This window comes from Mesorhizobium sp. B2-5-7, assembly GCF_006440875.1.
GTDB lineage: Bacteria > Pseudomonadota > Alphaproteobacteria > Rhizobiales > Rhizobiaceae > Mesorhizobium > Mesorhizobium australicum.
Genome location: NZ_VFUO01000002.1, coordinates 1,279,872 through 1,300,655 on the forward strand (window position 1 = coordinate 1,279,872; position 20,784 = coordinate 1,300,655).

At 63.9% G+C, this 20,784-nt stretch carries 21 protein-coding genes; 16 read left to right on the forward strand and 5 right to left on the reverse strand.

Going from position 1 to position 20,784, the window contains the following annotated elements; all coding sequences use genetic code 11:
- Window positions 1–69 precede the first annotated feature (69 nt).
- The gene (locus tag FJ543_RS13780; RefSeq protein WP_140617749.1) at window positions 70–465 is read left to right on the forward strand and encodes a cupin domain-containing protein; all 396 of its coding nucleotides are present in this window, start codon (window positions 70–72) and stop codon (window positions 463–465) included.
- A 71-nt stretch (window positions 466–536) separates the two neighbouring features.
- Here the strand turns inward: FJ543_RS13780 and FJ543_RS13785 are convergent, their stop codons facing one another.
- The gene (locus FJ543_RS13785; RefSeq protein WP_140664964.1) at window positions 537–1,739 is read right to left on the reverse strand and encodes a pyridoxal phosphate-dependent aminotransferase; all 1,203 of its coding nucleotides are present in this window, start codon (window positions 1,737–1,739) and stop codon (window positions 537–539) included.
- Between the two features lie 216 nt (window positions 1,740–1,955).
- Here FJ543_RS13785 and FJ543_RS13790 point away from each other — a divergent pair, with 216 nt between their 5' ends.
- The 3 genes from FJ543_RS13790 (at window position 1,956) to FJ543_RS13800 (ending at window position 4,395) form a co-directional block, all read left to right on the forward strand.
- Window positions 1,956–2,852 (forward strand): EAL domain-containing protein, encoded by an 897-nt coding sequence (locus FJ543_RS13790; RefSeq protein ID WP_140875479.1) that lies wholly within the window; start codon window positions 1,956–1,958, stop codon window positions 2,850–2,852.
- On the forward strand, window positions 2,849–3,703 hold the full coding sequence (locus tag FJ543_RS13795) for an EAL domain-containing protein (RefSeq protein ID WP_015316172.1): 855 nt from the start codon (window positions 2,849–2,851) through the stop codon (window positions 3,701–3,703). The genes FJ543_RS13790 and FJ543_RS13795 overlap by 4 nt, the downstream gene beginning before the upstream one ends.
- 83 nt (window positions 3,704–3,786) lie before the next feature.
- Window positions 3,787–4,395: a glutathione S-transferase family protein gene (locus tag FJ543_RS13800; RefSeq protein ID WP_015316173.1), complete on the forward strand. Its 609-nt coding sequence runs from the start codon at window positions 3,787–3,789 to the stop codon at window positions 4,393–4,395.
- A gap of 285 nt (window positions 4,396–4,680) precedes the next feature.
- Here FJ543_RS13800 and FJ543_RS13805 read toward each other — a convergent pair whose 3' ends face one another.
- Entirely contained in the window at window positions 4,681–4,893 is a 213-nt protein-coding gene (locus tag FJ543_RS13805; protein WP_015316174.1) for a cold-shock protein, read from the reverse strand.
- A 275-nt stretch (window positions 4,894–5,168) separates the two neighbouring features.
- Between FJ543_RS13805 and FJ543_RS13810 the strand changes: the two genes are divergently transcribed.
- The gene (locus FJ543_RS13810; protein WP_140875481.1) at window positions 5,169–5,495 is read left to right on the forward strand and encodes a hypothetical protein; all 327 of its coding nucleotides are present in this window, start codon (window positions 5,169–5,171) and stop codon (window positions 5,493–5,495) included.
- A 23-nt stretch (window positions 5,496–5,518) separates the two neighbouring features.
- Here FJ543_RS13810 and FJ543_RS13815 read toward each other — a convergent pair whose 3' ends face one another.
- Complete coding sequence (locus FJ543_RS13815) at window positions 5,519–6,088, reverse strand: methylated-DNA--[protein]-cysteine S-methyltransferase (RefSeq protein ID WP_140617758.1); 570 nt, start codon at window positions 6,086–6,088, stop codon at window positions 5,519–5,521.
- 181 nt (window positions 6,089–6,269) lie between these two features.
- Here FJ543_RS13815 and FJ543_RS13820 point away from each other — a divergent pair, with 181 nt between their 5' ends.
- The 5 genes from FJ543_RS13820 to FJ543_RS13840 all read left to right on the forward strand — a co-directional run bounded on the left by FJ543_RS13820 (window position 6,270) and on the right by FJ543_RS13840 (window position 10,860).
- The gene (locus tag FJ543_RS13820; RefSeq protein WP_140875483.1) at window positions 6,270–7,202 is read left to right on the forward strand and encodes a lytic transglycosylase domain-containing protein; all 933 of its coding nucleotides are present in this window, start codon (window positions 6,270–6,272) and stop codon (window positions 7,200–7,202) included.
- 5 nt (window positions 7,203–7,207) lie between these two features.
- A complete protein-coding gene (locus FJ543_RS13825) occupies window positions 7,208–7,696 on the forward strand; it encodes a GNAT family N-acetyltransferase (RefSeq protein WP_140875485.1) in 489 nt (162 codons plus the stop codon).
- Between the two features lie 116 nt (window positions 7,697–7,812).
- Window positions 7,813–9,081: an ABC transporter substrate-binding protein gene (locus FJ543_RS13830; protein WP_140875487.1), complete on the forward strand. Its 1,269-nt coding sequence runs from the start codon at window positions 7,813–7,815 to the stop codon at window positions 9,079–9,081.
- Between the two features lie 80 nt (window positions 9,082–9,161).
- A complete protein-coding gene (locus tag FJ543_RS13835) occupies window positions 9,162–10,034 on the forward strand; it encodes a sugar ABC transporter permease (RefSeq protein ID WP_224643935.1) in 873 nt (290 codons plus the stop codon).
- Between the two features lies 1 nt (window position 10,035).
- The gene (locus FJ543_RS13840; protein WP_140875491.1) at window positions 10,036–10,860 is read left to right on the forward strand and encodes a carbohydrate ABC transporter permease; all 825 of its coding nucleotides are present in this window, start codon (window positions 10,036–10,038) and stop codon (window positions 10,858–10,860) included.
- An 87-nt stretch (window positions 10,861–10,947) separates the two neighbouring features.
- Here FJ543_RS13840 and FJ543_RS13845 read toward each other — a convergent pair whose 3' ends face one another.
- Entirely contained in the window at window positions 10,948–11,286 is a 339-nt protein-coding gene (locus FJ543_RS13845; protein WP_140664989.1) for a hypothetical protein, read from the reverse strand.
- 153 nt (window positions 11,287–11,439) lie between these two features.
- Here FJ543_RS13845 and FJ543_RS13850 point away from each other — a divergent pair, with 153 nt between their 5' ends.
- From FJ543_RS13850 to FJ543_RS13880, 6 genes are all read left to right on the forward strand, one after another.
- Window positions 11,440–12,183, forward strand: a complete 744-nt coding sequence (locus tag FJ543_RS13850) for a DUF899 family protein (protein WP_140875492.1) — start codon at window positions 11,440–11,442, stop codon at window positions 12,181–12,183.
- A 223-nt stretch (window positions 12,184–12,406) separates the two neighbouring features.
- Window positions 12,407–13,405, forward strand: a complete 999-nt coding sequence (locus FJ543_RS13855) for a YihY/virulence factor BrkB family protein (RefSeq protein WP_140875494.1) — start codon at window positions 12,407–12,409, stop codon at window positions 13,403–13,405.
- A 124-nt stretch (window positions 13,406–13,529) separates the two neighbouring features.
- The gene (locus tag FJ543_RS13860) at window positions 13,530–14,087 is read left to right on the forward strand and encodes a DUF4142 domain-containing protein (protein WP_140875495.1); all 558 of its coding nucleotides are present in this window, start codon (window positions 13,530–13,532) and stop codon (window positions 14,085–14,087) included.
- A gap of 307 nt (window positions 14,088–14,394) precedes the next feature.
- Window positions 14,395–14,859 (forward strand): cupin domain-containing protein, encoded by a 465-nt coding sequence (locus FJ543_RS13870; RefSeq protein WP_140875497.1) that lies wholly within the window; start codon window positions 14,395–14,397, stop codon window positions 14,857–14,859.
- A 294-nt stretch (window positions 14,860–15,153) separates the two neighbouring features.
- Window positions 15,154–15,546, forward strand: a complete 393-nt coding sequence (locus FJ543_RS13875; RefSeq protein WP_140721848.1) for a RidA family protein — start codon at window positions 15,154–15,156, stop codon at window positions 15,544–15,546.
- A 157-nt stretch (window positions 15,547–15,703) separates the two neighbouring features.
- Entirely contained in the window at window positions 15,704–16,492 is a 789-nt protein-coding gene (locus tag FJ543_RS13880; RefSeq protein WP_181173968.1) for a type I restriction enzyme HsdR N-terminal domain-containing protein, read from the forward strand.
- 367 nt (window positions 16,493–16,859) lie between these two features.
- Here the strand turns inward: FJ543_RS13880 and carB are convergent, their stop codons facing one another.
- Complete coding sequence (gene carB, locus FJ543_RS13885; RefSeq protein WP_140875501.1) at window positions 16,860–20,351, reverse strand: carbamoyl-phosphate synthase large subunit; 3,492 nt, start codon at window positions 20,349–20,351, stop codon at window positions 16,860–16,862.
- Between the last annotated feature and the right edge of the window lie 433 nt (window positions 20,352–20,784).

Sequence of the window (20,784 nt, forward strand, 5' to 3'; positions counted from 1 at the left end):
AGACCGAGAATGCGGCTCACTTCGCGGGCCGGCATCTCACCGGCAACCACCAGTTCCAGGGAACAGACGATGAAGATCATTGCTTGCGGCAGCGTGCCGACCGTTATAGCGCCGGAAAAATATTTCACCGGCCGGGTTCTGCAGACGCCAATCATCGAGAAGGAGCCGCCAGCGCGGCTCAGGGCCACGCTGGTCAGTTTCGAGCCCGGCGCGCGCACCCACTGGCACACGCATCCGCTTGGCCAGACGCTTTATGTCACCGCAGGCGCCGGCCTGGTCCAGACATGGGACGGGCCGATCCAGGAAATCAGGGCCGGTGACGTCATCTCCTTCGCGCCTGGCGAGAAGCATTGGCATGGCGCGGCGCCGAAATCGGCAATGACGCACATCGCCATGCAGGAGGCACTCGACGGCGTCCATGCCGACTGGCTGGAAGAGGTGACCGCGGCGCAATATGGCGGCTGATTGCTGTATCCACAAAACCCGGCGGTAACGCCTGACAGCGGTGACGCCGGGTTTGTTTCGGATCGACCAGATCAGGTCAGCGATGCCGTGAAGCGCTGGATGCGCGTGCAGGCTTCCTCCAGCAGCGTCTCCGAGGTGGCGTAGGAGATGCGGAAGTTGGGACCAAGGCCGAAGGCCGAGCCGAACACCACCGCGACGCCCTCGGCCTCGAGCAGTTCCGAGCAGAAGGCCTCGTCGGTGTCGATCACCTTGCCGGCCCTGGTTTTCTTCCCGATCAGCTGGGCGCAGGACGGATAGACATAGAAGGCGCCTTCCGGCGACGGGCAGGTGATGCCGCGCGCCTGGTTGAGCATCGAGACGACGAGGTCCCGCCTGCCTTGAAAGATCGCCTTGTTCTTGGCGATGAAATCCTGCGGGCCATTCAACGCCTCGACCGAAGCCCATTGCGCGATGGTGCAGGCGCCGGAGGTCTGCTGGCCCTGGATCATGTCCATCGCCTTGATCAGCTGGACGGGACCGGCGGCGTAGCCGATGCGCCAGCCAGTCATGGCATAGGCTTTCGAGACGCCGTTCATGGTCAGCGTGCGCTCGTAGAGCTTGGGCTCGACCTCGGCGATGGTCTTGAAGACGAAGTCGCCATAGGTCAGGTGTTCGTACATGTCGTCGGTGAGCGTCCAGACCTGCGGGTGCTTCAGCAGCACGTCGGCGAGCGCCCGCAGTTCGGCCTCGCTATAGGCCGCGCCCGACGGGTTCGACGGCGAGTTCATCAGCAGCCATTTGGTCTTCGGCGTGATTGCCTTTTCCAGCACCGCCGGCGTCAGCTTGAAGCCATTGTCGATCGAGGTGTCGGCAAATACCGACGTGCCGCCGCAGATCGCCACCATTTCGGGATAGCTGACCCAGTAGGGGCGGGGGATGATGACCTCGTCGCCGGGGTTCAGCGTCGCCATGAAGGCGTTGAACAGGATCTGCTTGCCGCCGGTGCCGACGATGGTCTGCTCGGGCTTGTAGTCGAGATTGTTCTCGCGCTTGAATTTTTTCGCGATCGCCTCGCGCAGCGGCACGATGCCCGAAACCGGCGGGTATTTGGTCTCGCCACGGCGAATGGCCTCGATCGCCGCATTCTTGATGTTGTCGGGCGTGTCGAAATCGGGCTCGCCGGCGCCAAGGCCAATGATGTCCCGGCCGGCATTTTTCAGCTCGCGCGCTTTCTGCGTCACCGCGATGGTGGCGGAAGGCTTAACGCGGGAAAGGGTGTCGGCAAGAAAGGCCATGACCTTTTGTCTCTCCAAAGGATCGGCGCGGCCAGGAGCGGCCGCGGCGCTTCTCATGTCGCAACATTCCCGTCAGCGCAAGCCTTGTCGGCTGGGCCAGGTGGGGCAGCGCGGTCAATGAGGCGTGATCGGCAAAAGAAAGTTCATTAACGGGCGGTAGAGGCTTGCATGGCAGGATCGCGGTTCAATTCCGCCAGGTCGCGGAGCGAGGAACCTTTGTCGCGCAGCATCGGACTTGCCCATATCACCCGTCATGATGACGGCACCTCGAGTGGTGTCTGGGGCATTTATACGCTGCAAAGCGCTTTTCAGCCGATCTTTGCCTTCAACGAGGGCAAGCTTTCGGTTGCCGCCTTCGAAGGGCTGATCCGCCCGTTTCGCGACGGCGAGCCGCAATCGCCGATGAGCTTTTTTTCCACCTGTCCGGCGGCCGACCGTCTGCATGTCGAGGCGCTGACCAGGACGCTGCATCTGCTTAATGCCGGCGCCTGCCTGCCGCAAGAGGCGTCGATCTTCATCAATTTCGACCCGTCGGTGTTCACCGAGCGCGCTGTCGCCGACAATGCCTTGCGTGACATGCGGCTGGTGCTGCAGGAAGCCGGCATCGATCCGGGCCGCGTCGTTTGCGAGGTGACGGAGCAGAGATCGGCATCGCAGGAAACCCTGCACGGCTTCGTCGCCGCGCTCAGGGCCAACGGCTTCCGGATTGCCGTCGACGACTATGGCGCCGACGATTCCGACATCACCCGCGTCAAGGAATTGCGCCCCGACATCGTCAAGTTCGATGCGCACTGGATCACGCAACTGATGGAATCGGGCGCCGGTTTCGCGCTGCTGACATCCATGGTGAGGAGCTTCGAGGACCAGGGCATCCGCACCGTGTTCGAAGGTATCGAGGAAGGCTGGCAACTGGAGCTGGCGGAACGATCGGGCGCCTCGATGGTCCAGGGCTATGTGCTGGCCCGCCCAGAACTGGCGCCGACGAGTTTCTGCGCTTTCGGCCAGGGCAGTCCCGAGCCGGTTCCTCCCCCGAGCCATGCGCCCGCTCCCCCCGCCGTCGCGCCGCGCACCGGGCGGCCCGCAAAAGCCTTCGGGCGCAAGGTGGCGCCATGAGCGTCGAGCGGCGGCGCACCGTCGGCGATGCGATCTTCGTCGACGAGATCGGCATCGAATGTGGCATCCATGGCGACTTCCGCCTGCGCAGCGCCTACCAGCCGATCTACGCCCCGCGCGGCGGCAGCTTGCATCCGGTGGCCGTCGAGGGCCTGATAGAACCGCACCGCGCCGGCCGGCCGGTGTCGCCGCGGGTGTTCTTCGACAGCGTCGCGGCTCCGGAGCGGCTGTATGTCGAAACAATGTGCCGGGTGCTGCATCTGAGGAATTTCCACAATATCGGGGTCGACGGGCTCGACCTGTTCTTCAATTACAATCCCCTGGTCAACGACCATGCTGGACGGGCGCTGGCCGAGATCCGGCTGATGAGCCGGCACCTCGACGAACTTGGCCTGGCTCCGGCAATGCTCGTGTGTGAAATCACCGAGCAGGCGGCGGACGATGCGCTGCTGGCCAGGCTGGTGCGTGAAATGCGGCGCGACGGCATCCGCATCGCCATTGACGATTTCGGCACCGGCCATTCGACCGTGGAGCGGGTGAGCCTGCTTCAGCCCGACATCGTCAAGATCGATGGCGGCTGGTTCGCGGAATTCTGCCGCCACGCCGCCGCGGAACGCTTCTTCCGCCCGCTGGTGTCCAGCCTCCACGATCGCGGTGCCAAGGTGCTGGTCGAGGGCATCGAGCAGCCCACCCATTTGCGTGTCGCGCTCGAAGGCGGGGTCGATTTGCTGCAGGGCTTTCTTCTCGGGCGTCCGGCGCTGGCCGGCACCATCTTCAACGAAGAGCCGCTTGCCGTCGATGCGCTGCTGGGCTTCGACAACAAGGTCGTGCCATTGCATAAGCGGCGCTGATGGTCGCGCCAAAACAAATCATTGGTTGAGGATGGCGTCGCTGCGATAATCCGCTCGCAGAAGCAGCGCTCCGGGGAACCATGATGATACTTTACAGCATGATCGATAGCGGCAATTGCTACAAGCCGCGTTTGCTGATGGCCAAGCTCGGCCTGGCCTTCACCACCGTCGAGGTGAGTTCGCATACCGGCGATACGCGCAAGGCCGATTTCGTCGCCAAGAACCCGAACGCCATGGTGCCACTGCTGGAACTGGACGACGGCCGGCGGCTGGCAGAATCCAACGCCATCCTGCTCTATCTCGCCGAAGGCACGCGCTTGCTGCCCGCGGACAAATATGAGCGCGGGCTCGCTTATCAGTGGCTGTTCTTCGAACAATACAGCCACGAGCCCTATATCGCCGTGCGCAAGGCGCTGCTGACCTTTCCGGAACGCGCAGCGGATGCCACGCCGGAGCGGCTGGCTGTGACGCTGGAGCGCGGCAACAAGGCGCTTGGCGTCATGAACACATATCTCGAAAACAACGCCTTCTTCGCCGGCCGCACATTCAGCATCGCCGACATCGCGCTCTATGCTTATACCCACACGGCGGAGCAGGGCGGGTTCCAACTCGACGCCTATCCGGCGGTGGTCGCCTGGCTCGGCCGCGTGGAGGCGGACCCGGGGCATGTGCCGATCGAATGGGTGGGGTAGGGCGGCCGGTAGTTGGCGAAAGCGGTGCCGCAGCGTCCTTCTCCCCGTATAGAGACGGGGAAAAGGACAGCAGCTTCGCCAAACCCCAGACAAATAAAAAGGCGGGATAAATCCCGCCTTCCCATTTCGGTAGCCTGATTGGGAGCGTCCGGTCCGGGCTGGCAGCTATCTGCTGTTCCAGCTTGTCGGGTCTTTCCGCTCCGGCGCGCTTCTCGCGCGACCGTCAGTACATCCGTGACTTGCCGCGCGCCCCGAACTCTCGTCCGGCGCGCGCCATTTTCAAAATCAGGCTGCCTTGCTCAGAGAACCAGCGGACGACTTGCCAGTGCGGCGGTCCTGCTCGATCTCGAAGTTGATCTTCTGGCCTTCGACCAGGGTCGACAGTCCAGCGCGCTCGACAGCCGAGATGTGGACGAAAACGTCCGCGCCGCCGCTGTCAGGCTGGATGAAGCCGAAACCCTTGGTGGCGTTGAACCACTTGACCGTTCCAGTTGCCATAAAAATAGTCCTTCACATTTGCTTTGGTATGACCGGACCGAAGTCCAGCCGGTGTGCATCGAGATTTTGGAGATAGACGTCAGCAAACGCGAAGATCGCGAGGCCCGGATCGATCGGCCGAAATATCAATGGGGCTGATATAGGCTGCTTTCGCACAAAAAACAAGACTGCGTGAAAACGTCGTGATCCGGGGCCGCCCAACGGCCGCCCCAATCTGCTGAAACCGTGGCACAAGATCGTGCCGTCCCGGGCGGCGGATCGAGGGGAGAGCGACCATGAAAACCATCCTGCTTGCCGCCTGCCTCACGCTGGTGGCCGCCCAGGCGCAGGCGATCTCGCGCTACGACCCGACACGTTTGAGCTGCGGCAAGGTCCAGTCGACGATCGCGCGCCAAGGTGCGGTTATCCTTCGCTATCGGTCGAAGCGGGTGCCGGGGCTGCCGCTCTATGACCGCTATGTGCAGAGCCAGCAGTTCTGCACCATCGGCGAGGTGCGGACACGCGCCTATGTGCCGAGCGCCGATACCAAGTCCTGTCCGGTGTACAACTGCAAGCGGCCGGACAATGAGCATTTCAGGCATCGATTCATCCGGCGCCATTAGCACCCGGGAGCGGCTCACTGCTCTCAAAAGCCGAAGGACACCTGCGCCGGCGGCGGCGGGCCGACATGCACGCCTTCCATGGCCAGCATCTTTTCCTTGGTGGTCGAGCCGCCGGGCGCCGAGAAGCCGCCGATCTTGCCGCCGGCGGCAAGGATGCGGTGGCACGGGATGACCAGCGGCACCGGATTGGCGCCAAGGGCCGCCCCTGTTTCGCGCGGCAGGCCGGCATGGCCGGCGCGCTTGGCGAGTTCGCCATAGGTGGTGGTTTCGCCGTAGCCGAGTTTTCGTGCCGCGTCGTAGATGGCGAGGCGGAAATCGTCGATGCCGTCGAGGTCGACGGGAAAGCCGGTGAAATCGACGTCCTCGCCCGCGGCGTAAGCCTTGATCGAGGCGATCAGTTCGACCACCCATGACGGCTGGGCCGTGGAGGCGGAAATCCCGGCATGGCGCATCAGCCGCCGCTCCACCGCTTCGCGGCTGCGTTCGGGCAGGCAAAGCCGGATCAGGCCCTTTTCGCTCCAGGCGATGCCCATGAAACCGATCACTGTTTCTAACACTGCGTGGCCGGCCGTGATCGAAGATGTCGTTTCCATGCTGCGCTCCTTTCCGCAAAGCGGCGAAATCCGGGATTCCTGCCGGTACATATCAGGAACAATATGGCATCGCTGCCTGCATCCCGCCACCCGAAAACCACCAGATGGCCCCGATTGCTACCCAGGAATCGCTGGTGTAAGGAAAATCTTAACACCCGACAAACCGGACACCGAACGCGGCTTGCCAGCAAAACAAACCCTTATCGCCATCGGCATGATCGTGGCGGCTGCCGGCATCAGCGGCTGCACCTCGACCTCGCAGATGAAGGCCGCGCCGTCGCTGACCGAAACCGCGACCGTCGCCGGTAGCGATGCCGGCTTCACCATCCCCTTGCCGGAGACGGTTTCGGTGCTGCCGCAATCCTCCGGAATCAGCCCCGTCCAGACCGCCGAGTCGACTCCAAGCGCGGGTACACCGGCCCTCAATGCCGTCGCCCAGCCCGCCGCGGCGACCGCGGCCTTTGCCGGGGCGACCCCAACCGCGCCTGCCGTGCCCGCCGTGATGGCCGCCAATGCCTGGCAGGCGCCGGCCCCGGCGAAAGCCGGCCGGCCGATCCAGTCGGCGGAGACCTATACGACCGCCGGGCTCATCGTACCGGCGGTTGCCAAGGGCGGCCAGAAACTGCCTGGCGTGCAGCAGGTGGCCTATGTCGTGCCGCAGAACCCTGCCGCCCTGGTGCAGTTCCCGTCGGAGCCGGTCGAGCCGGAGCAGCATGCGACCGGCATGCGCGGCGACGTCGACCGGCTGATCGTCAAATACGCCGCCTTCTACCAGGTGCCGGTGGATCTGGTGCGCCATGTCGTCAACCGCGAAAGCACCTATAATCCCAAGGCCTACAATAACGGCCATTGGGGGCTGATGCAGATCAAGCACGCGACGGCGCGCGGCATGGGCTATGATGGGCCGGCCAAGGGCCTGTTCGACGCCGAGACCAACCTCAAATACGCGGTCAAATATTTGCGCGGCGCCTGGCTGGTGTCCAACGGCAACGCCAAGAAGGCCGACTGGCTCTACCAGACCGGCTATTATTTCGACGCCAAGCGCAAGGGCCTGCTCGAGGCGACCGGCCTCGGCGTCGACCGCAAGCGCGGGCGCCTTCAGCCCGACGCCTGAGCGCGATGCCCGAACCGCGCCCGCCGGCTCCGAACGACATCCGGCTGCGCAAGATCCTCGACGAGACACTCGTTCCACCGCATTGGCCGGACGGCTTCGTCATGCGCTCGTTCGAGCGCGGCGACGCGCTGCCCCTGCATGCGTTGCTGGGCGAAGTGTTCGACGACGGCACGGACGGCCCCTTCGACGAATGGTGGCCGCGCATATCCGAAGATCCCCAATTCGACCCGGCGCTGTGTTTCCTCGTCATCGACGCCAAGGGCAGGCTGGCGGCGGCTGCACTGTGCTGGAGCTCGGCGTTCGTCAAGGATCTGGCCGTTCATCCCGAGGCGCGCGGCAGGGGTGTCGGCGAAGCGCTGATGTGGCACGCCTTCGCCATTTTTCGCGACCGGGGCGCGGCCCATGTCGACCTCAAGACCAATACGCTCGAGAACCCCGCCGCCGTGCGGCTTTACGAGCGGCTGGGCATGAGGCCCGTCGCCTGGGAAGGCTGACTGGGCGGCGATGGCTGTTCGGGAACCCAAGGCGCTGCTCCGCATTCAATGAACGGCGGGGTCCTGACCGGCTGCCGGTGCCGTGCGCCGCCGGCTGCCAAGGGAGATCCACCGCGATGAAGCTTTTCCACGCATGGCTGGCGTTGAGCGTCGTTGTCGTGCTCGCGGCGGGTCCGGCGCGCGCGGTCGAGCTGTCGATCGTGTCGGGCGACACCGGCAACGGCCTCAAGGTGCTGCGCGAGATCCTCGACCGCTATGAGAAGGAGAGCGGCGACACGGTCACCATCGTCGCCATGCCGTCGTCGGGGACCGACCAGTTCGGCCAGTACAGGCTGTGGCTCGCCGCCGGCAACAGCGACGTCGACGTCTACCAGACCGATGTCATCTGGGCGCCGCAGCTCGCCAGCCAGTTCGTCGACCTGACCCAGGCGACCAGGGATGTCGTGGCCAAGCATTTCCCGTCGATCATCCAGTCGCAGACCGTCGACGGCAGGCTGGTGGCGCTGCCGATCTTCACCGATGCGCCGGCGCTCTATTACCGCAAGGACCTGCTCGACAAATACGGCGCCAAGGTACCGGCCACCTGGAAGGAGCTGGGTGACACCGCCAGGCTGGTAATGAACAGGGAGCGGGCGTCGGGCAACAGGGATATCTGGGGTTTCGTCTTCCAGGGCAATGCCTATGAGGGGCTGACCTGCGACGCGTTCGAATGGGTGGTGTCGAATGGCGGCGGCCATATCGTCGAGCCGGATGGCGCGATTTCCATCAACAACCCCCAGGCGGCGGCCGCGCTCGACATGGCGAAGGCCTGGATCGGCACCATCGCGCCGCCGGGCGTGCTCGCCTACCAGGAAGAGGAGGCGCGCGGCGTGTGGCAGACCGGCAATGCGGTCTTCATGCGCAACTGGCCCTATGCCTATGCGCTGGGCAACAGCCAGGGGTCGCCGATCAAGGGCAAGTTCGATGTCGCACCGCTGCCGGCGGGCACGGGCGAGGGCGCCCGGCCGGCGGCGACGCTCGGCGGCTGGAACCTCGCGGTCTCGAAATATTCCAAGCACCGGGATGCGGCGATCGAGCTGGTCAAGTTCATCGCCTCGCCGGCAATGCAGAAATACCGCACGCTCAAGACCGCCAACCTGCCGACCATCCAGGCGCTCTATGACGATGCCGACATCGCCCGGCAACAGCCGATCATTCCACACTGGAAGGAGGTCTTCCTCAATGCCGGGCCACGGCCCTCGGCGGTGACCAGGAACAAGTACAACGAGGCGTCGAGCCAGTTCTGGAACGCCGTCCACAAGACCTTGTCCGGCGAGGGCAGCGCCGCCGACAATCTGGCCGACCTCGAAGCGACGCTGACCCGGCTGAAAGGCAAGGGCTGGTGAGCGCGCACCCGGCCGATGCGCGCTCTGGTTCGAGCCTGACGCGCCAGCGTGTGCGCTCGGCATGGCTGTTTCTGGCGCCGATGCTTGTGGTGCTCGCCGCCGCTGCCGGCTGGCCGCTGGCGCGCACGGTCTATTTCAGCTTCACCGACGCCTCGCTGTCAGACCTCGACGCCCGGCAATGGGTCGGCTTGGCCAATTACGTCTCGGTGCTGCGCATGCCGAGCGGGCGGGTCATCTACGACGGTCTGCTTCTCGACCCGGTCTGGTGGGGCGCCGTTTGGAACACCGTGCGGTTCGCGGTGGTTTCGGTGACCTGCGAGACGATCCTCGGCATGGTCGTCGCCCTGGTGCTCAACGCCGAATTCCCCGGCCGCGGCATCGTCAGGGCGGCGATCCTCATCCCCTGGGCGATCCCGACCATCGTCTCGGCGAAGATGTGGCAGTGGATGCTGAACGACCAGTTCGGCATCATCAATGTCATGCTCGTCAACCTCGGGCTGATCGACCACAAGATCGCCTGGACCGCCAGCGCCGACACGGCGATGGCGGCGGTGCTGATCGTCGACATCTGGAAGACGACGCCCTTCATGGCGCTGCTGATCCTTGCCGCGCTGCAGATGCTGCCGCGCGAGATCATCGAGGTCGCCAGGCTGGACGGCGCCAATCCCTGGCAGATCTTCTGGCGCGTGACCTTGCCGCTGATCCGCCCGGCGGTGATGGTGGCGGTGATCTTCCGGGCGCTCGATGCGCTGCGCATCTTCGACCTGATCTATGTGCTGACGCCCAACAATGCGCACACCAAGTCGATGTCGGTGTTCGCCCGCGAGAACCTGTTCGAGTTCGACAAGTTCGCCTATGGCTCGGCCGCCTCGACCTTGCTCTTCCTCATTCTCGCTCTGCTTACCATGCTCACCATCCGCATCGGCCGGCTAAGCCTGGACGGAGGCCGCTGAGATGTGGCTGCTGAAGCGCATAGGCTTTTATCTGCTGGTCGGAGCAATCGTGCTCATCGCGGTGTTCCCGTTCTATTACGCCATCGTCACCAGCCTCAAATCGGGGACCGAGCTGTTCCATGCCGACCTGTGGCCGAAGGCGCCCAGCCTCGGCAATTACCGCAACGTGCTGGCCGAAGGCGCCTTCCTGCGCAACCTGCTGAACTCGCTCGTGGTTTCGGGTGCGGTGGTGGCGCTGTCGCTGTTCCTCGGCGTCACCGCGGCCTACGCGCTGGCGCGTATCCGTTTTCGCGGCCGCCCGGCATTGCTGTTCGCCATCCTGTCGGTCTCGATGTTCCCGCAGGTGGCGGTGCTGGCCGGGCTGTTCGAGCTGGTGCGGCTGTTCGGCCTCTACAATTCGCTCCTCGCGCTGATCTTCTCCTACATGATCTTCACGCTGCCGTTCACCGTCTGGGTGCTCACCGCTTTCGTGCGCGACCTGCCGGTGGAGGTCGAGGAGGCGGCGATCCTCGATGGCGCGACGCCGTGGATCATCATCACGCGCATCTTCCTGCCGCTGATGTGGCCGGCGCTGGCGACCACCGGGCTGCTGGCCTTCATCGGTGCCTGGAACGAGTTCCTGTTTGCGCTGACCTTCACCTCCAACGACGCGCGGCGGACCGTGCCGGTGGCGATCGCGCTGCTTTCGGGCAATTCGCAGTTCGAAATCCCCTGGGGCAACATCATGGCCGCCTCGGTGATCGTCACGGTGCCGCTGGTGGTGCTGGTGCTGATCTTCCAGCGCAAGATCGTCTCCGGCCTCACTGCCGGCGGCGTCAAGGGGTGAGGAGTGGTCGGCGAAGCCGATCAATCGACAACGATTTGTCGATTGAAGCGACGAACGCCCGAAGCCATAGCGGAGGGCAGGGCATCCTCAGATATCGGGCGCGTTGCCGATTTTCTGCTTGATCTCCAGCGCCCAGGCGCGGCCCTCGTCGCCACCCCATAAGAGCCAGGCGATGGTGCCGGCCGAAGGGTTTTCCTCATTGCCGTAATTCTTGCCGCGCTTGTCGACCTCGTGGCGGGCGAAGTAGCTGACGATGCGGCGGATGGTGGAAGGCGCCAGCTTCTCCCGGTTCTTCAGCTCCGTCGCCCGCGCCACGCCGATCTCGGTGCCGCCACGGCCGAACTGCTTGCGCAGCCGCAGGCCCTTGGCGGCATTGTCGGCCACCACTTGCGGGCAGCGCAGGTCGATCTCGTCGGCTTCGTGCATTCTTCTCTCCACTCGCAGCTGTAGCCGATAACGGGGATGTGGCAAGGCCGGGCCTGTCCCGATGCGAAATGTCGGGACCGGTTCCGGCCAAACGTCCTTGGGTCGCAGAGCAACCGCGCCGGGACGCCGGCGCGCGGAACCAAGGAGCCGATCATGATCACCTTTCCCAACGAATCCGCCAGATACCGCACCGCGCGCGAAAAGCTGCTGAAGAAGGAAATCGAGCTGCGCCGGGCCATGGAAGCCGTGGCCGAGGCGCGCCGCGCGCTGCCGCCGGGCGGGCTGGTGCCGCAGGATTATGTATTCGACGGCCTCGATGAAGCCGGCAAGCCCGCCAGGATAAAACTGTCGGAGCTGTTCGCGGCCGGCAAGAACACGCTGATCCTCTACAACATGATGTTCCCGCGCCATCCGCGGGAGACGCGCGACGTCGCGACCAGCGGCGGCACGGCAAAGCTCGCCCGGCCCGACCAGCCATGCCCGTCCTGCACCGCCCTGCTCGACCAGTTCGACGGCGCGGTCGGCCATCTCGAAGCGGCCGGCTTCAACTTCGCAGTGGTGGCCAGGACGGCGCTGGAAAACCTCGTCACGCTCGGCCGCGATCGCGGCTGGCGCAACATGCGGCTGCTGTCGTCGGCCAACAACAGCTTCAAGCGCGACTACAATGCCGAGGATGCGGACGGTGCGCAGATCCCGCTGCTGTCGGTGTTCCACCGCGACGCTGACGGCCTCAGGCATTTCTGGTCGTCGGAACTCGGCTTCGCGCCGACCGAGCCCGGCCAGGACCCTCGCGCCATCGGCACCTGCGAGATCCTGTGGAACTTGATGGATTTCACGCCGGAGGGCCGGCCGAATTTCGGCGAGCAGCTGCAATATGGCGAGGCGTGCTGCCACTGAGGACGCTCAGTCCGCACGCTTCAGTTCGGAGTGGCTCTTCAGCACGTGGTCGCCGTAGGCCTGTTCGATGAGGTAGGGGGCTCGTCGGATGCCTTGCGTTTGACCAGTGTCCTTGATCCCGCGCTTCACGTGGCTGCTGGAACTCTCACTCAAGTCGGCCGGAACATCGGAAGATCCGCTGCATTGATAGGAGACGGTTTGCGACCCGCTTCACGGATTAGACGTGCGCCCTGCAGTTAAAGACGTATGGGACTTGGTGCGAGAAAGCGTGGTTGGCTTTGTCAACGACAATGCCCTTAGCCATGGCGCGGCAATGGCGTTTTATGCCGCCACGTCGCTGGCCCCGGTCCTGATAATCGTCGTTGCGATAGCCGGCATCGCTTTTGGTCATGACGCGGCACAGTTGGCCTTGTCTGCTCAGATATCGGGGCTGATGGGCCGGGAAAGCGCGGCGCTGCTTCAGACGGCGCTCGAAGGGGCATCCAGCAAATCATCGGGGACCCTGGCAGCCCTGATCGGCGTGGCCACTCTGCTCGTCACCGCCTCCGCGGTGTTCGGCGAGATGCAGCAGGCTCTGAATGCAATATGGAAGGTTGAAGCGAAAGGGGATTCGCTGTCGCGTCTCTTGCGCGCGCGTGCGGCAAGTCTGGGCCTGGTCGCCGCCCTCGGCTTCATGTTGCTGGTATCCCTGGCGGCGAGCGCGGCGATCTCGGCTCTGGGCAGCGTGATCAGCGCTCATCTGCCGTTCGGCCAATTTGTTCTGAGCGCCATCAACACCCTGATTTCCTTTTCCCTGATCTCCGTGATGTTTGCCGCGATCTACAAAGTGCTGCCGGACCGTGCCTTGCAGTGGCGGGATGTCGGGATCGGTGCCGTGGTGACCGCCGCTCTGTTCACGTTGGGAAAGTCGCTTATCGGCTGGTATATCGGCACGAGTGCGATCGCATCGTCCTATGGTGCGGCCGGAGGGCTGCTCGTCATACTGCTCTGGGTCTATTATTCATCGGAAATCTTTCTGCTCGGTGCGGAGTTGACGCGCGCCTATTCCGTTCGACGGGGGAGCAGGTCCGACCTGGACGGGTTGGTTCAAAATGCTCCGGCTCCGGAAAGCCTTGTTCCAATGCACCGAAGCCCCGGCTCTTCGGGCTTCGTCCCCTTGTTGGCGGTGGCGTGCGTGAGCGCGACGATGACAGCCTTTCTGCTGGGGCCTCGTCGTCCGTAGATCCTGCCGCGGTCGCAAGGCTGCTTTCCCTTCTACGGCGCGACGAGAAGGGATACGGCTGGCAACCTCGCCGCATCTGCGGCGTTGGAATCCTCGAGGGAACCATTCCGATCGGAGACGCCAGATGAAAATGCTCCTGACCGTGGCCGCCGTCGCGCTGACCGCCGTCGCGCCCGCCGCCCTTGCCCAGACGAACGGCACCAACTCGAATGCCGTCGCGCCCATGTTGCCCGACAGCAAGGTCGACACCCCGACCTTTGTCGGCACAGTGCCCAGTGCCAATGAATTCGAGATCCAGTCGAGCCGGCTCGCCGAACAGAAATCCGCCTCGGCGGACGTCAAGGCCTTCGCCGGCCAGATGATCAAGGACCACACCAAGGCCGGCGAGGACTTCAAGCAGGCGCTGAGCAAGGGGCAGACCACCGCCTCGATCAAGCCCGCCGGACCCGCGCTGCAGCCCAAGGACCAGCAGATGCTGGACCAGCTGAAAGCCGCCAGCGGCAAGGCGTTCGATGAGAAATACGTCATGATGCAGACTGAGGCCCACAAGCAGGCGGTCGCCCTGTTCAGCACCTATGCGAAATCGGGCGACGACCCCGCGCTGAAGGAATTCGCGAAGAAGACGCTGCCCGTGTTGAAGATGCACGAGAAGCACGTGAAGGAGCTCGGCGCGGTGCATTAGGGGGGCGGTGGCCAGGGCGAGAACGGTTCGAGATCCGCGCTCTACGGCGCCCCCCTCTGTCCTGCCGGACATCTCCCCCTCAAGTGGGGAGATTGGCGGCTTCGGCGCCGGCTCTCTTCCTGGCGCTGTTGAAAATTGGCGAGAGCAGCGACAACAGCCAATCTCCCCCCAAGAGGGGGAGATGTCCGGCAGGACAGAGGGGGGCGCCGTAGGGCGCTACGTCGGTACGCCCAGGCAAAACGCGCAACTTGGCCCTGTGCCTTCACCGGCCATGCGCTACACTGCCGCCTCACCTCGGGAGCACCCCATGCCCAAGATCGATCTCGCATTCGTGCCCGTGCGCAAGGGCTCGGGCTACCCCGCACCCTTCGACGCCCCGTGCGCCGACCGCACGCGCCGGCGCCTCGGCGATGCCGGCGGGCTCACCGATTTCGGCGTCAATCTGATGACACTGCCGCCCGGCGGCTGGTCGAGCCAGCGTCACTGGCACAGCCACGAGGACGAGCTCGTCTATGTCTTGGAAGGCGAACTGGTGCTGGTCGAGGATGGCGGCGAGACGCTGCTCAAGGCCGGCGACAGTGCTGCCTTCGCCAAGAACAGCGGCAACGGCCACCACATGATCAACCGCTCGCCGGTCACCGCGCGCTACCTGGAAGTCGGCTCGCGCTCTCAGGACGATGTCATCACCTGTTCGGACATCGACATGATGAGCCCGAGTTCGGACGGGCGCTTCCTGCACAAGGACGGCACGCCGTATCCGGGGCAGGGGTGAGGGCAATCGCATAGGGCGGCGCCGCCCCCTCTCCGTCTCGGCTTCGCCGCGCCACCTCTCCCCCACGCTGTGGGGGCGAGGAACCCAGGTTTTTCAAGGCCGCGACGTCCGAGATTGGCGTTTCCTCGCCCCCATGAAATGGGGGAGAGGTGGCCCGGCACAGCCGGGTCGGAGAGGGGGAGCGCCATACGAGATTCTCTGGGACAGTGACGAGCTCCGGCTCTGCACCAAGGGTTTGCCACTGGCGTTCCGCCAGTGCCGGGATAAGCTCCCACAACCCAGGGAGCACCACCCATGAAAAAAGAAGTCATCGAAGTGCCCGTCATGTCGGACAAGGTGCGGGCGCTCGGCCTGCCCTGTTCGACGGCGGTGCGGGCCAACGGCTTCGTGTTCATCTCGGCGACGCCGCCGGTGGACATGGTGACCGGCGAGATGGTGCGCGGCGACATCGAGGTCCAGACCGAGGCGTCGCTGAAGGCGCTGAAACACTGCCTGGAAGCGGCCGGAACCTCGCTGGAAAACGTCGTGATGGTGCGCATCTACGCCGTCAATTCCGGCTTCTACAACGCGATAAACAGGGTGTATGCCCGGTATTTCAGCGTGAACCCGCCGGCAAGGAGTTTCGTGCCGGTGGCTTCATGGCCGATGGAGTTTGATATCGAGATTGAGTGTGTGGCTGTGGGGTGAGGGCAGGCCGCATAGCGGACGAAAAAGCCAATTGCTTGGCCTTTCGCGCCTCGAATGCCCTGAGCTGGAGCAGGGCTGGAGCGCATAGCGTAATTTTTCACTTGTCTTTCAAGTAAACTCGTCCTCAATTCCCGTCGGGGATAGGGAGGGTGAGTCATTGAATAAATTACCAAAGAAATTTGTCGAACGCGTTGCGTCTAATCTGAAGAAGTACCAGCGGATTGCGTTGGCTCAGCAAAAATCCGATGTCGCAGAGGCTGATACGGTTACCTTGGTCAAGGACATTCTCGCTGATGTTTTTGGCTATGACAAATATGACGAACTGACGTCGGAACACCAGATCAAGGCGACATACTGCGATCTTGCCATCAAGATCGCAGGAAAATTGCGATTGCTTGTCGAAGTGAAATCAGCAGGCAGCAGCTTGGCCGATAACCACCTGAGGCAGGTTATTGACTACGGGGCTCACCAAGGCATTCACTGGGTAATCCTGACCAACGCGGTCGAATGGCGGCTGGTCCGTATCTATGTGGCAAACCAGATCAGCCATGAAGAAGTTTGCCGTATAGTACTGGCGGATGTAAGTCCGAAGAACGAGGATCATTTGCAGTGCCTTTTCCTATACGCCAAGGAAGGGCTGACGACCGACGCGATGGACGCATTTCACCAGCAGGCCCAGTTGTTCAATAAGTTTACTGTATCTGCGATCATACGGTCGGATGCGGTCATCTCAGTGGTGCGTCGGGAAATCCGGAGACTGTTTCCTGACATCAAAGTCGGCAACGAGAACCTCTCGCTGATGGTTGAAAATGAAGTGATCAAGCGGGACACGATCGAAGGAGACAAAGCCAAGGAAGCGGTCGCCAGAATGCGAAAGGCGCTGAACAAACTGGAACGAGCTAAGAACAAGGCTACGAAAGTTGTTGTCGCCGATGTCGCGAGCTAGGCTCCAAAAAGCACCTGAGACCTCTGTGGGTTGCCCGCATGGGTGGAGTGGCGATGTTCGCCGTCTTTGCCGCGTTGCCCCGACTGGCAGCCGCCGAATGCCCGGATATTCCCATGGCTGTGGCCGGTCCTATGACCGGGGATTGGGCACTCATGGGCGACGAAATGCGGCGGGGTACTTCGCGAAAGGCGATCGGCGCGAGCCTGACGTCGCGATGTACGTCTGGACGACACAGGCGAACGGTGGCCTGTCGCTGGAGTCGATAAAATAGGGCCGCTTGGCAGTCTAATTTGAGATGTAAGCGCTGCCCCTCATCCGCCTGCCGGCACCTTCTCCCCGTTGAAGGGGGAGAAGAGAGCCAATCACCTCAGGCAAAATACTCCTGCAGCGGCCTCACTTCCAGGCTCCCCGCCTTCAGCGCCGCGATCGCTTCGGCCACCGCAGCAGCCCCTGACAGCGTCGTGTAATACGGCACCTTCTGCATCAGCGTTGCGCGGCGGAGCGACTTGGAGTCCGACACCGCCTTCTGACCGTCGGTCGTGTTGAAGACGATCTGGACCTGGCGGTTGCGGATGGCGTCTTCGATGTGGGGGCGGCCTTCCAGGACCTTGTTGATCTTCTGGGCGTCGACGCCGTTTTCGGCGAGGAAGCGCTGCGTGCCCGAGGTCGCCAGCACCTTGAAGCCGAGGCCGGCGAGGCGCTTGACCGCCGGCAGGATGCCTTTCTTGTCCTCGTCGCGGACCGAGACGAACAGCGTGCCGGAGCGGGGCAGGTCGACGCCGGCTCCGAGCTGGCTCTTGGCGAAGGCCAGCGCGAAATCGCGGTCGAGGCCCATGACCTCGCCCGTGGAGCGCATTTCCGGGCCGAGCAATATGTCGACGCCGGGGAAACGGGCGAAGGGGAAGACGGCTTCCTTGACCGCGATGTGGCCGGGATTCCTGGGGTCGGGCATGGCGCCGTAATGGGCGAAGGCGTCTTCCAGCGTCTCGCCGGCCATGATGCGGGCGGCGATTTTGGCGATCGGACGGCCGATGGTCTTGGCGACGAAGGGGACGGTGCGCGACGCGCGCGGGTTGACCTCCAGCACATAGACCGTGCCGTCCTTGATCGCGTATTGCACGTTCATCAGCCCGCCGACATTGAGCGCGCGGGCAAGGGCTGATGTCTGGCGCTCGAGCTCGTCGACGAGGTCCGACGGCAGCGAGTGAACCGGCAGCGAGCAGGCACTGTCGCCCGAATGGATGCCGGCCTCCTCGATATGTTCGAGAATGCCCGACACGAAGGTCGCCTTGCCGTCGCAGAGGCAGTCGACATCGACCTCGATCGCGCCGGAGAGATAGGTGTCGAACAGCAGCGGGTTCTTGCCCAACAGCGTGTTGATCTGGCCGGTCTTGTCGTTGGGGTATTTCTGCTTGATGTCCTCCGGCACCAGGCCGGGCACGGTGTCGAGCAGATAGGACTGCAGCATGCCCTCGTCATGGATGATCTGCATGGCGCGGCCGCCGAGCACATAGGAGGGGCGCACCACCAGCGGGAAGCCGAGCTCGCCGGCGACGAGGCGGGCCTGCTCGACCGAATAGGCGATGCCGTTCTTCGGCTGGCTGAGGTTGAGCTTGTGCAGCAGCTTCTGGAAGCGGTCGCGGTCTTCGGCGAGATCGATCATGTCGGGCGAGGTGCCGAGGATCGGAATGCCGGCCTTCTCCAGCGCATCGGCCAGCTTCAGCGGCGTCTGGCCGCCGAACTGGACGATGACGCCGACCAGCTCGCCCGAGGCCTGCTCGGCGCGCAGGATCTCCAGCACGTCCTCCGCCGTCAGCGGCTCGAAATAGAGCCGGTCCGACGTGTCGTAATCGGTCGATACGGTTTCGGGGTTGCAGTTGATCATGATCGCTTCATAGCCGGCGTCGCGCAGAGCGAAGGCGGCATGGCAGCAGCAATAGTCGAACTCGATGCCCTGGCCGATGCGGTTCGGTCCGCCGCCGAGAATGACGACCTTCTTGCGCGCCGAGACCTGGGCCTCATTGGCGAGCGCGCCGGCGAAGGGCACTTCGTAGGTCGAGTACATGTAGGCGGTGGGCGAGGCGAACTCGGCCGCGCAGGTGTCGATGCGCTTATAAACCGGATGAACGTCGAGCTTTTCGCGAGTCTTCTGAACGACTTCGGCGTCGGTCTTCGTCAGCGAGGCGAGGCGGGCGTCGGAGAAGCCCATCGCCTTCAGCATACGCAGATTGACGGCGTCGCCGGGAATGCCGTGCTCGCGGATGCGGGCTTCCATGGCGACGATGCCGGCGATCTGTTCGAGGAACCAGGGGTCGATCTTGCACATGGCGTGCACGTCTTCTAGCGACGTGCCCATGCGGATCGCCTGCGCCACCATACGCAGCCGGTCGGGCGTCGGCGTGCCCAAGGCGGCGCGGATGGCGTTGCGGTCGTCGGCGCTGTTGGTTGCGCCGAGGCCAGGGATCTCGATCTCGTCGAGGCCGGTGAGGCCGGTCTCGAGACCGCGCAGCGCCTTCTGCAAAGACTCCTGGAAGGTGCGGCCGATGGCCATGACTTCGCCGACCGACTTCATGGCCGTGGTCAGCACCGGCTCGGCGCCGGGGAACTTTTCAAACGCAAAGCGCGGGATCTTGGTCACGACATAGTCGATGCTCGGCTCGAACGAGGCGGGCGTGGCGCCGCCGGTGATGTCGTTCTCCAGTTCGTCCAGCGTGTAGCCGACGGCAAGCTTGGCGGCGATCTTGGCGATCGGGAAGCCGGTCGCCTTGGAGGCGAGCGCGGACGAGCGCGAGACGCGCGGGTTCATCTCGATGACGACGAGACGGCCGTCGGCCGGGTTGACGGCGAACTGCACGTTGGAGCCGCCGGTCTCGACGCCGATCTCGCGCAGCACCGCGATCGAGGCGTTGCGCATCATCTGGTATTCCTTGTCGGTCAAGGTCAGCGCCGGGGCGACGGTGATCGAGTCGCCCGTATGCACGCCCATCGGGTCGATGTTCTCGATCGAGCAGACGATGATGCAATTGTCCGCTCTGTCGCGGACGACCTCCATCTCATACTCCTTCCAGCCGAGCACGCTCTCCTCGATCAGCACTTCGGTGGTCGGCGAGGCGTCGAGGCCGGACTGGACGATGTCGTAAAATTCGGCCCTGTTGTAGGCGATGCCGCCGCCGGTGCCGCCCATGGTGAAGGACGGGCGGATGATGGCCGGCAGGCCGACATGGTCGAGCGCCTGGGCGGCGATCGCCATGCCATGGCTGATATAGCGCTGCTTGCGGTCGCCTTCGCCGAGGTTCCAGCGGGTTTCCAGCGCATCGAGTTCGGCGTCGAGATTGTCCGGCTTCTCGGCCTTCAGCGCGGCCCGCTCGGCCTCATGCGTCTTGCGGTCGGCGTTCTTGACGTCGGTGGCGTTGGCCAGCATCGACTTCGGTGTTTCCAACCCGATCGTCTTCATCGCCTCGCGAAACAGCGCGCGGTCCTCGGCCTTGTCGATGGCATGGGCGTCGGCGCCGATCATCTCTACTTGATAGCGCTCCAGCACGCCCATGCGGCGCAGCGACAAAGCGGTGTTGAGCGCGGTTTGGCCGCCCATGGTCGGCAGCAGCGCGTCGGGCCGCTCCTTGGCGATGATCTTGGCGACCACTTCTGGGGTGATCGGCTCGATATAGGTGGCGTCGGCCAGTTCCGGGTCGGTCATGATGGTGGCCGGGTTGGAATTGACCAGGATGACGCGAAAGCCCTCTTCCTTCAGCGCCTTGCAGGCCTGGGTGCCGGAATAGTCGAATTCGCAGGCCTGGCCGATGACGATGGGGCCGGCCCCGATGATCAGGATCGACTTGATGTCGGTGCGTCTGGGCATGTCTATGAATTCCGTTCGGCAGCGGGCTTGCACAAAAAACCGGGACGGGAAGACCCGGCCGGTTGTGCTCGCGATTCTGGTATCAGGCTAGGAGGGCCTTATAGGGAAGAGTTTTGCCCGATGTAACCCCGAAAATGCGGGATTGGGCGGGGCTGCACAGGCTGGGCGCGCGCGTTGGGTTTGAATGGGTATCTTGCAGTGCGTTGGCGCTGCCCCTCACCTGCCTGCCGGCATCCTCTCCCCGTATAGCGACGGGGAGAGGGGTGCTGCCGTCGCCGGTGTCGCCAATCACCGCTGTTGCAAGAAGAGCGCAAGGTTGCGGCCAGTGTCCAGCCGATAGATGGGTTACAGAATGGACCGGATACATAGGTAACAGTTCTCCCCCTATGCGTCCGCCGCAGCGCCAAGCGGTTCGGTTGGCGCGGCGCTGTGG

Bases quoted from the DNA above. Each gene is read 5' to 3' on its own strand.
- FJ543_RS13810 (WP_140875481.1), top strand. From the start codon at position 5,169: ATGAAAACCATCCTGCTTGCCGCCTGCCTCACGCTGGTGGCCGCCCAG.
- FJ543_RS13800 (WP_015316173.1), top strand. From the start codon at position 3,787: ATGATACTTTACAGCATGATCGATAGCGGCAATTGCTACAAGCCGCGT.
- FJ543_RS13845 (WP_140664989.1), bottom strand. From the start codon at position 11,286: ATGCACGAAGCCGACGAGATCGACCTGCGCTGCCCGCAAGTGGTGGCC.
- FJ543_RS13870 (WP_140875497.1), top strand. From the start codon at position 14,395: ATGCCCAAGATCGATCTCGCATTCGTGCCCGTGCGCAAGGGCTCGGGC.
- FJ543_RS13815 (WP_140617758.1), bottom strand. From the start codon at position 6,088: ATGGAAACGACATCTTCGATCACGGCCGGCCACGCAGTGTTAGAAACA.
- FJ543_RS13875 (WP_140721848.1), top strand. From the start codon at position 15,154: ATGAAAAAAGAAGTCATCGAAGTGCCCGTCATGTCGGACAAGGTGCGG.
- FJ543_RS13785 (WP_140664964.1), bottom strand. From the start codon at position 1,739: ATGGCCTTTCTTGCCGACACCCTTTCCCGCGTTAAGCCTTCCGCCACC.
- FJ543_RS13860 (WP_140875495.1), top strand. From the start codon at position 13,530: ATGAAAATGCTCCTGACCGTGGCCGCCGTCGCGCTGACCGCCGTCGCG.
- FJ543_RS13780 (WP_140617749.1), top strand. From the start codon at position 70: ATGAAGATCATTGCTTGCGGCAGCGTGCCGACCGTTATAGCGCCGGAA.
- FJ543_RS13825 (WP_140875485.1), top strand. From the start codon at position 7,208: ATGCCCGAACCGCGCCCGCCGGCTCCGAACGACATCCGGCTGCGCAAG.
- FJ543_RS13840 (WP_140875491.1), top strand. From the start codon at position 10,036: ATGTGGCTGCTGAAGCGCATAGGCTTTTATCTGCTGGTCGGAGCAATC.
- FJ543_RS13830 (WP_140875487.1), top strand. From the start codon at position 7,813: ATGAAGCTTTTCCACGCATGGCTGGCGTTGAGCGTCGTTGTCGTGCTC.
- FJ543_RS13795 (WP_015316172.1), top strand. From the start codon at position 2,849: ATGAGCGTCGAGCGGCGGCGCACCGTCGGCGATGCGATCTTCGTCGAC.
- FJ543_RS13805 (WP_015316174.1), bottom strand. From the start codon at position 4,893: ATGGCAACTGGAACGGTCAAGTGGTTCAACGCCACCAAGGGTTTCGGC.
- FJ543_RS13850 (WP_140875492.1), top strand. From the start codon at position 11,440: ATGATCACCTTTCCCAACGAATCCGCCAGATACCGCACCGCGCGCGAA.
- FJ543_RS13835 (WP_224643935.1), top strand. From the start codon at position 9,162: ATGCTTGTGGTGCTCGCCGCCGCTGCCGGCTGGCCGCTGGCGCGCACG.
- carB (WP_140875501.1), bottom strand. From the start codon at position 20,351: ATGCCCAGACGCACCGACATCAAGTCGATCCTGATCATCGGGGCCGGC.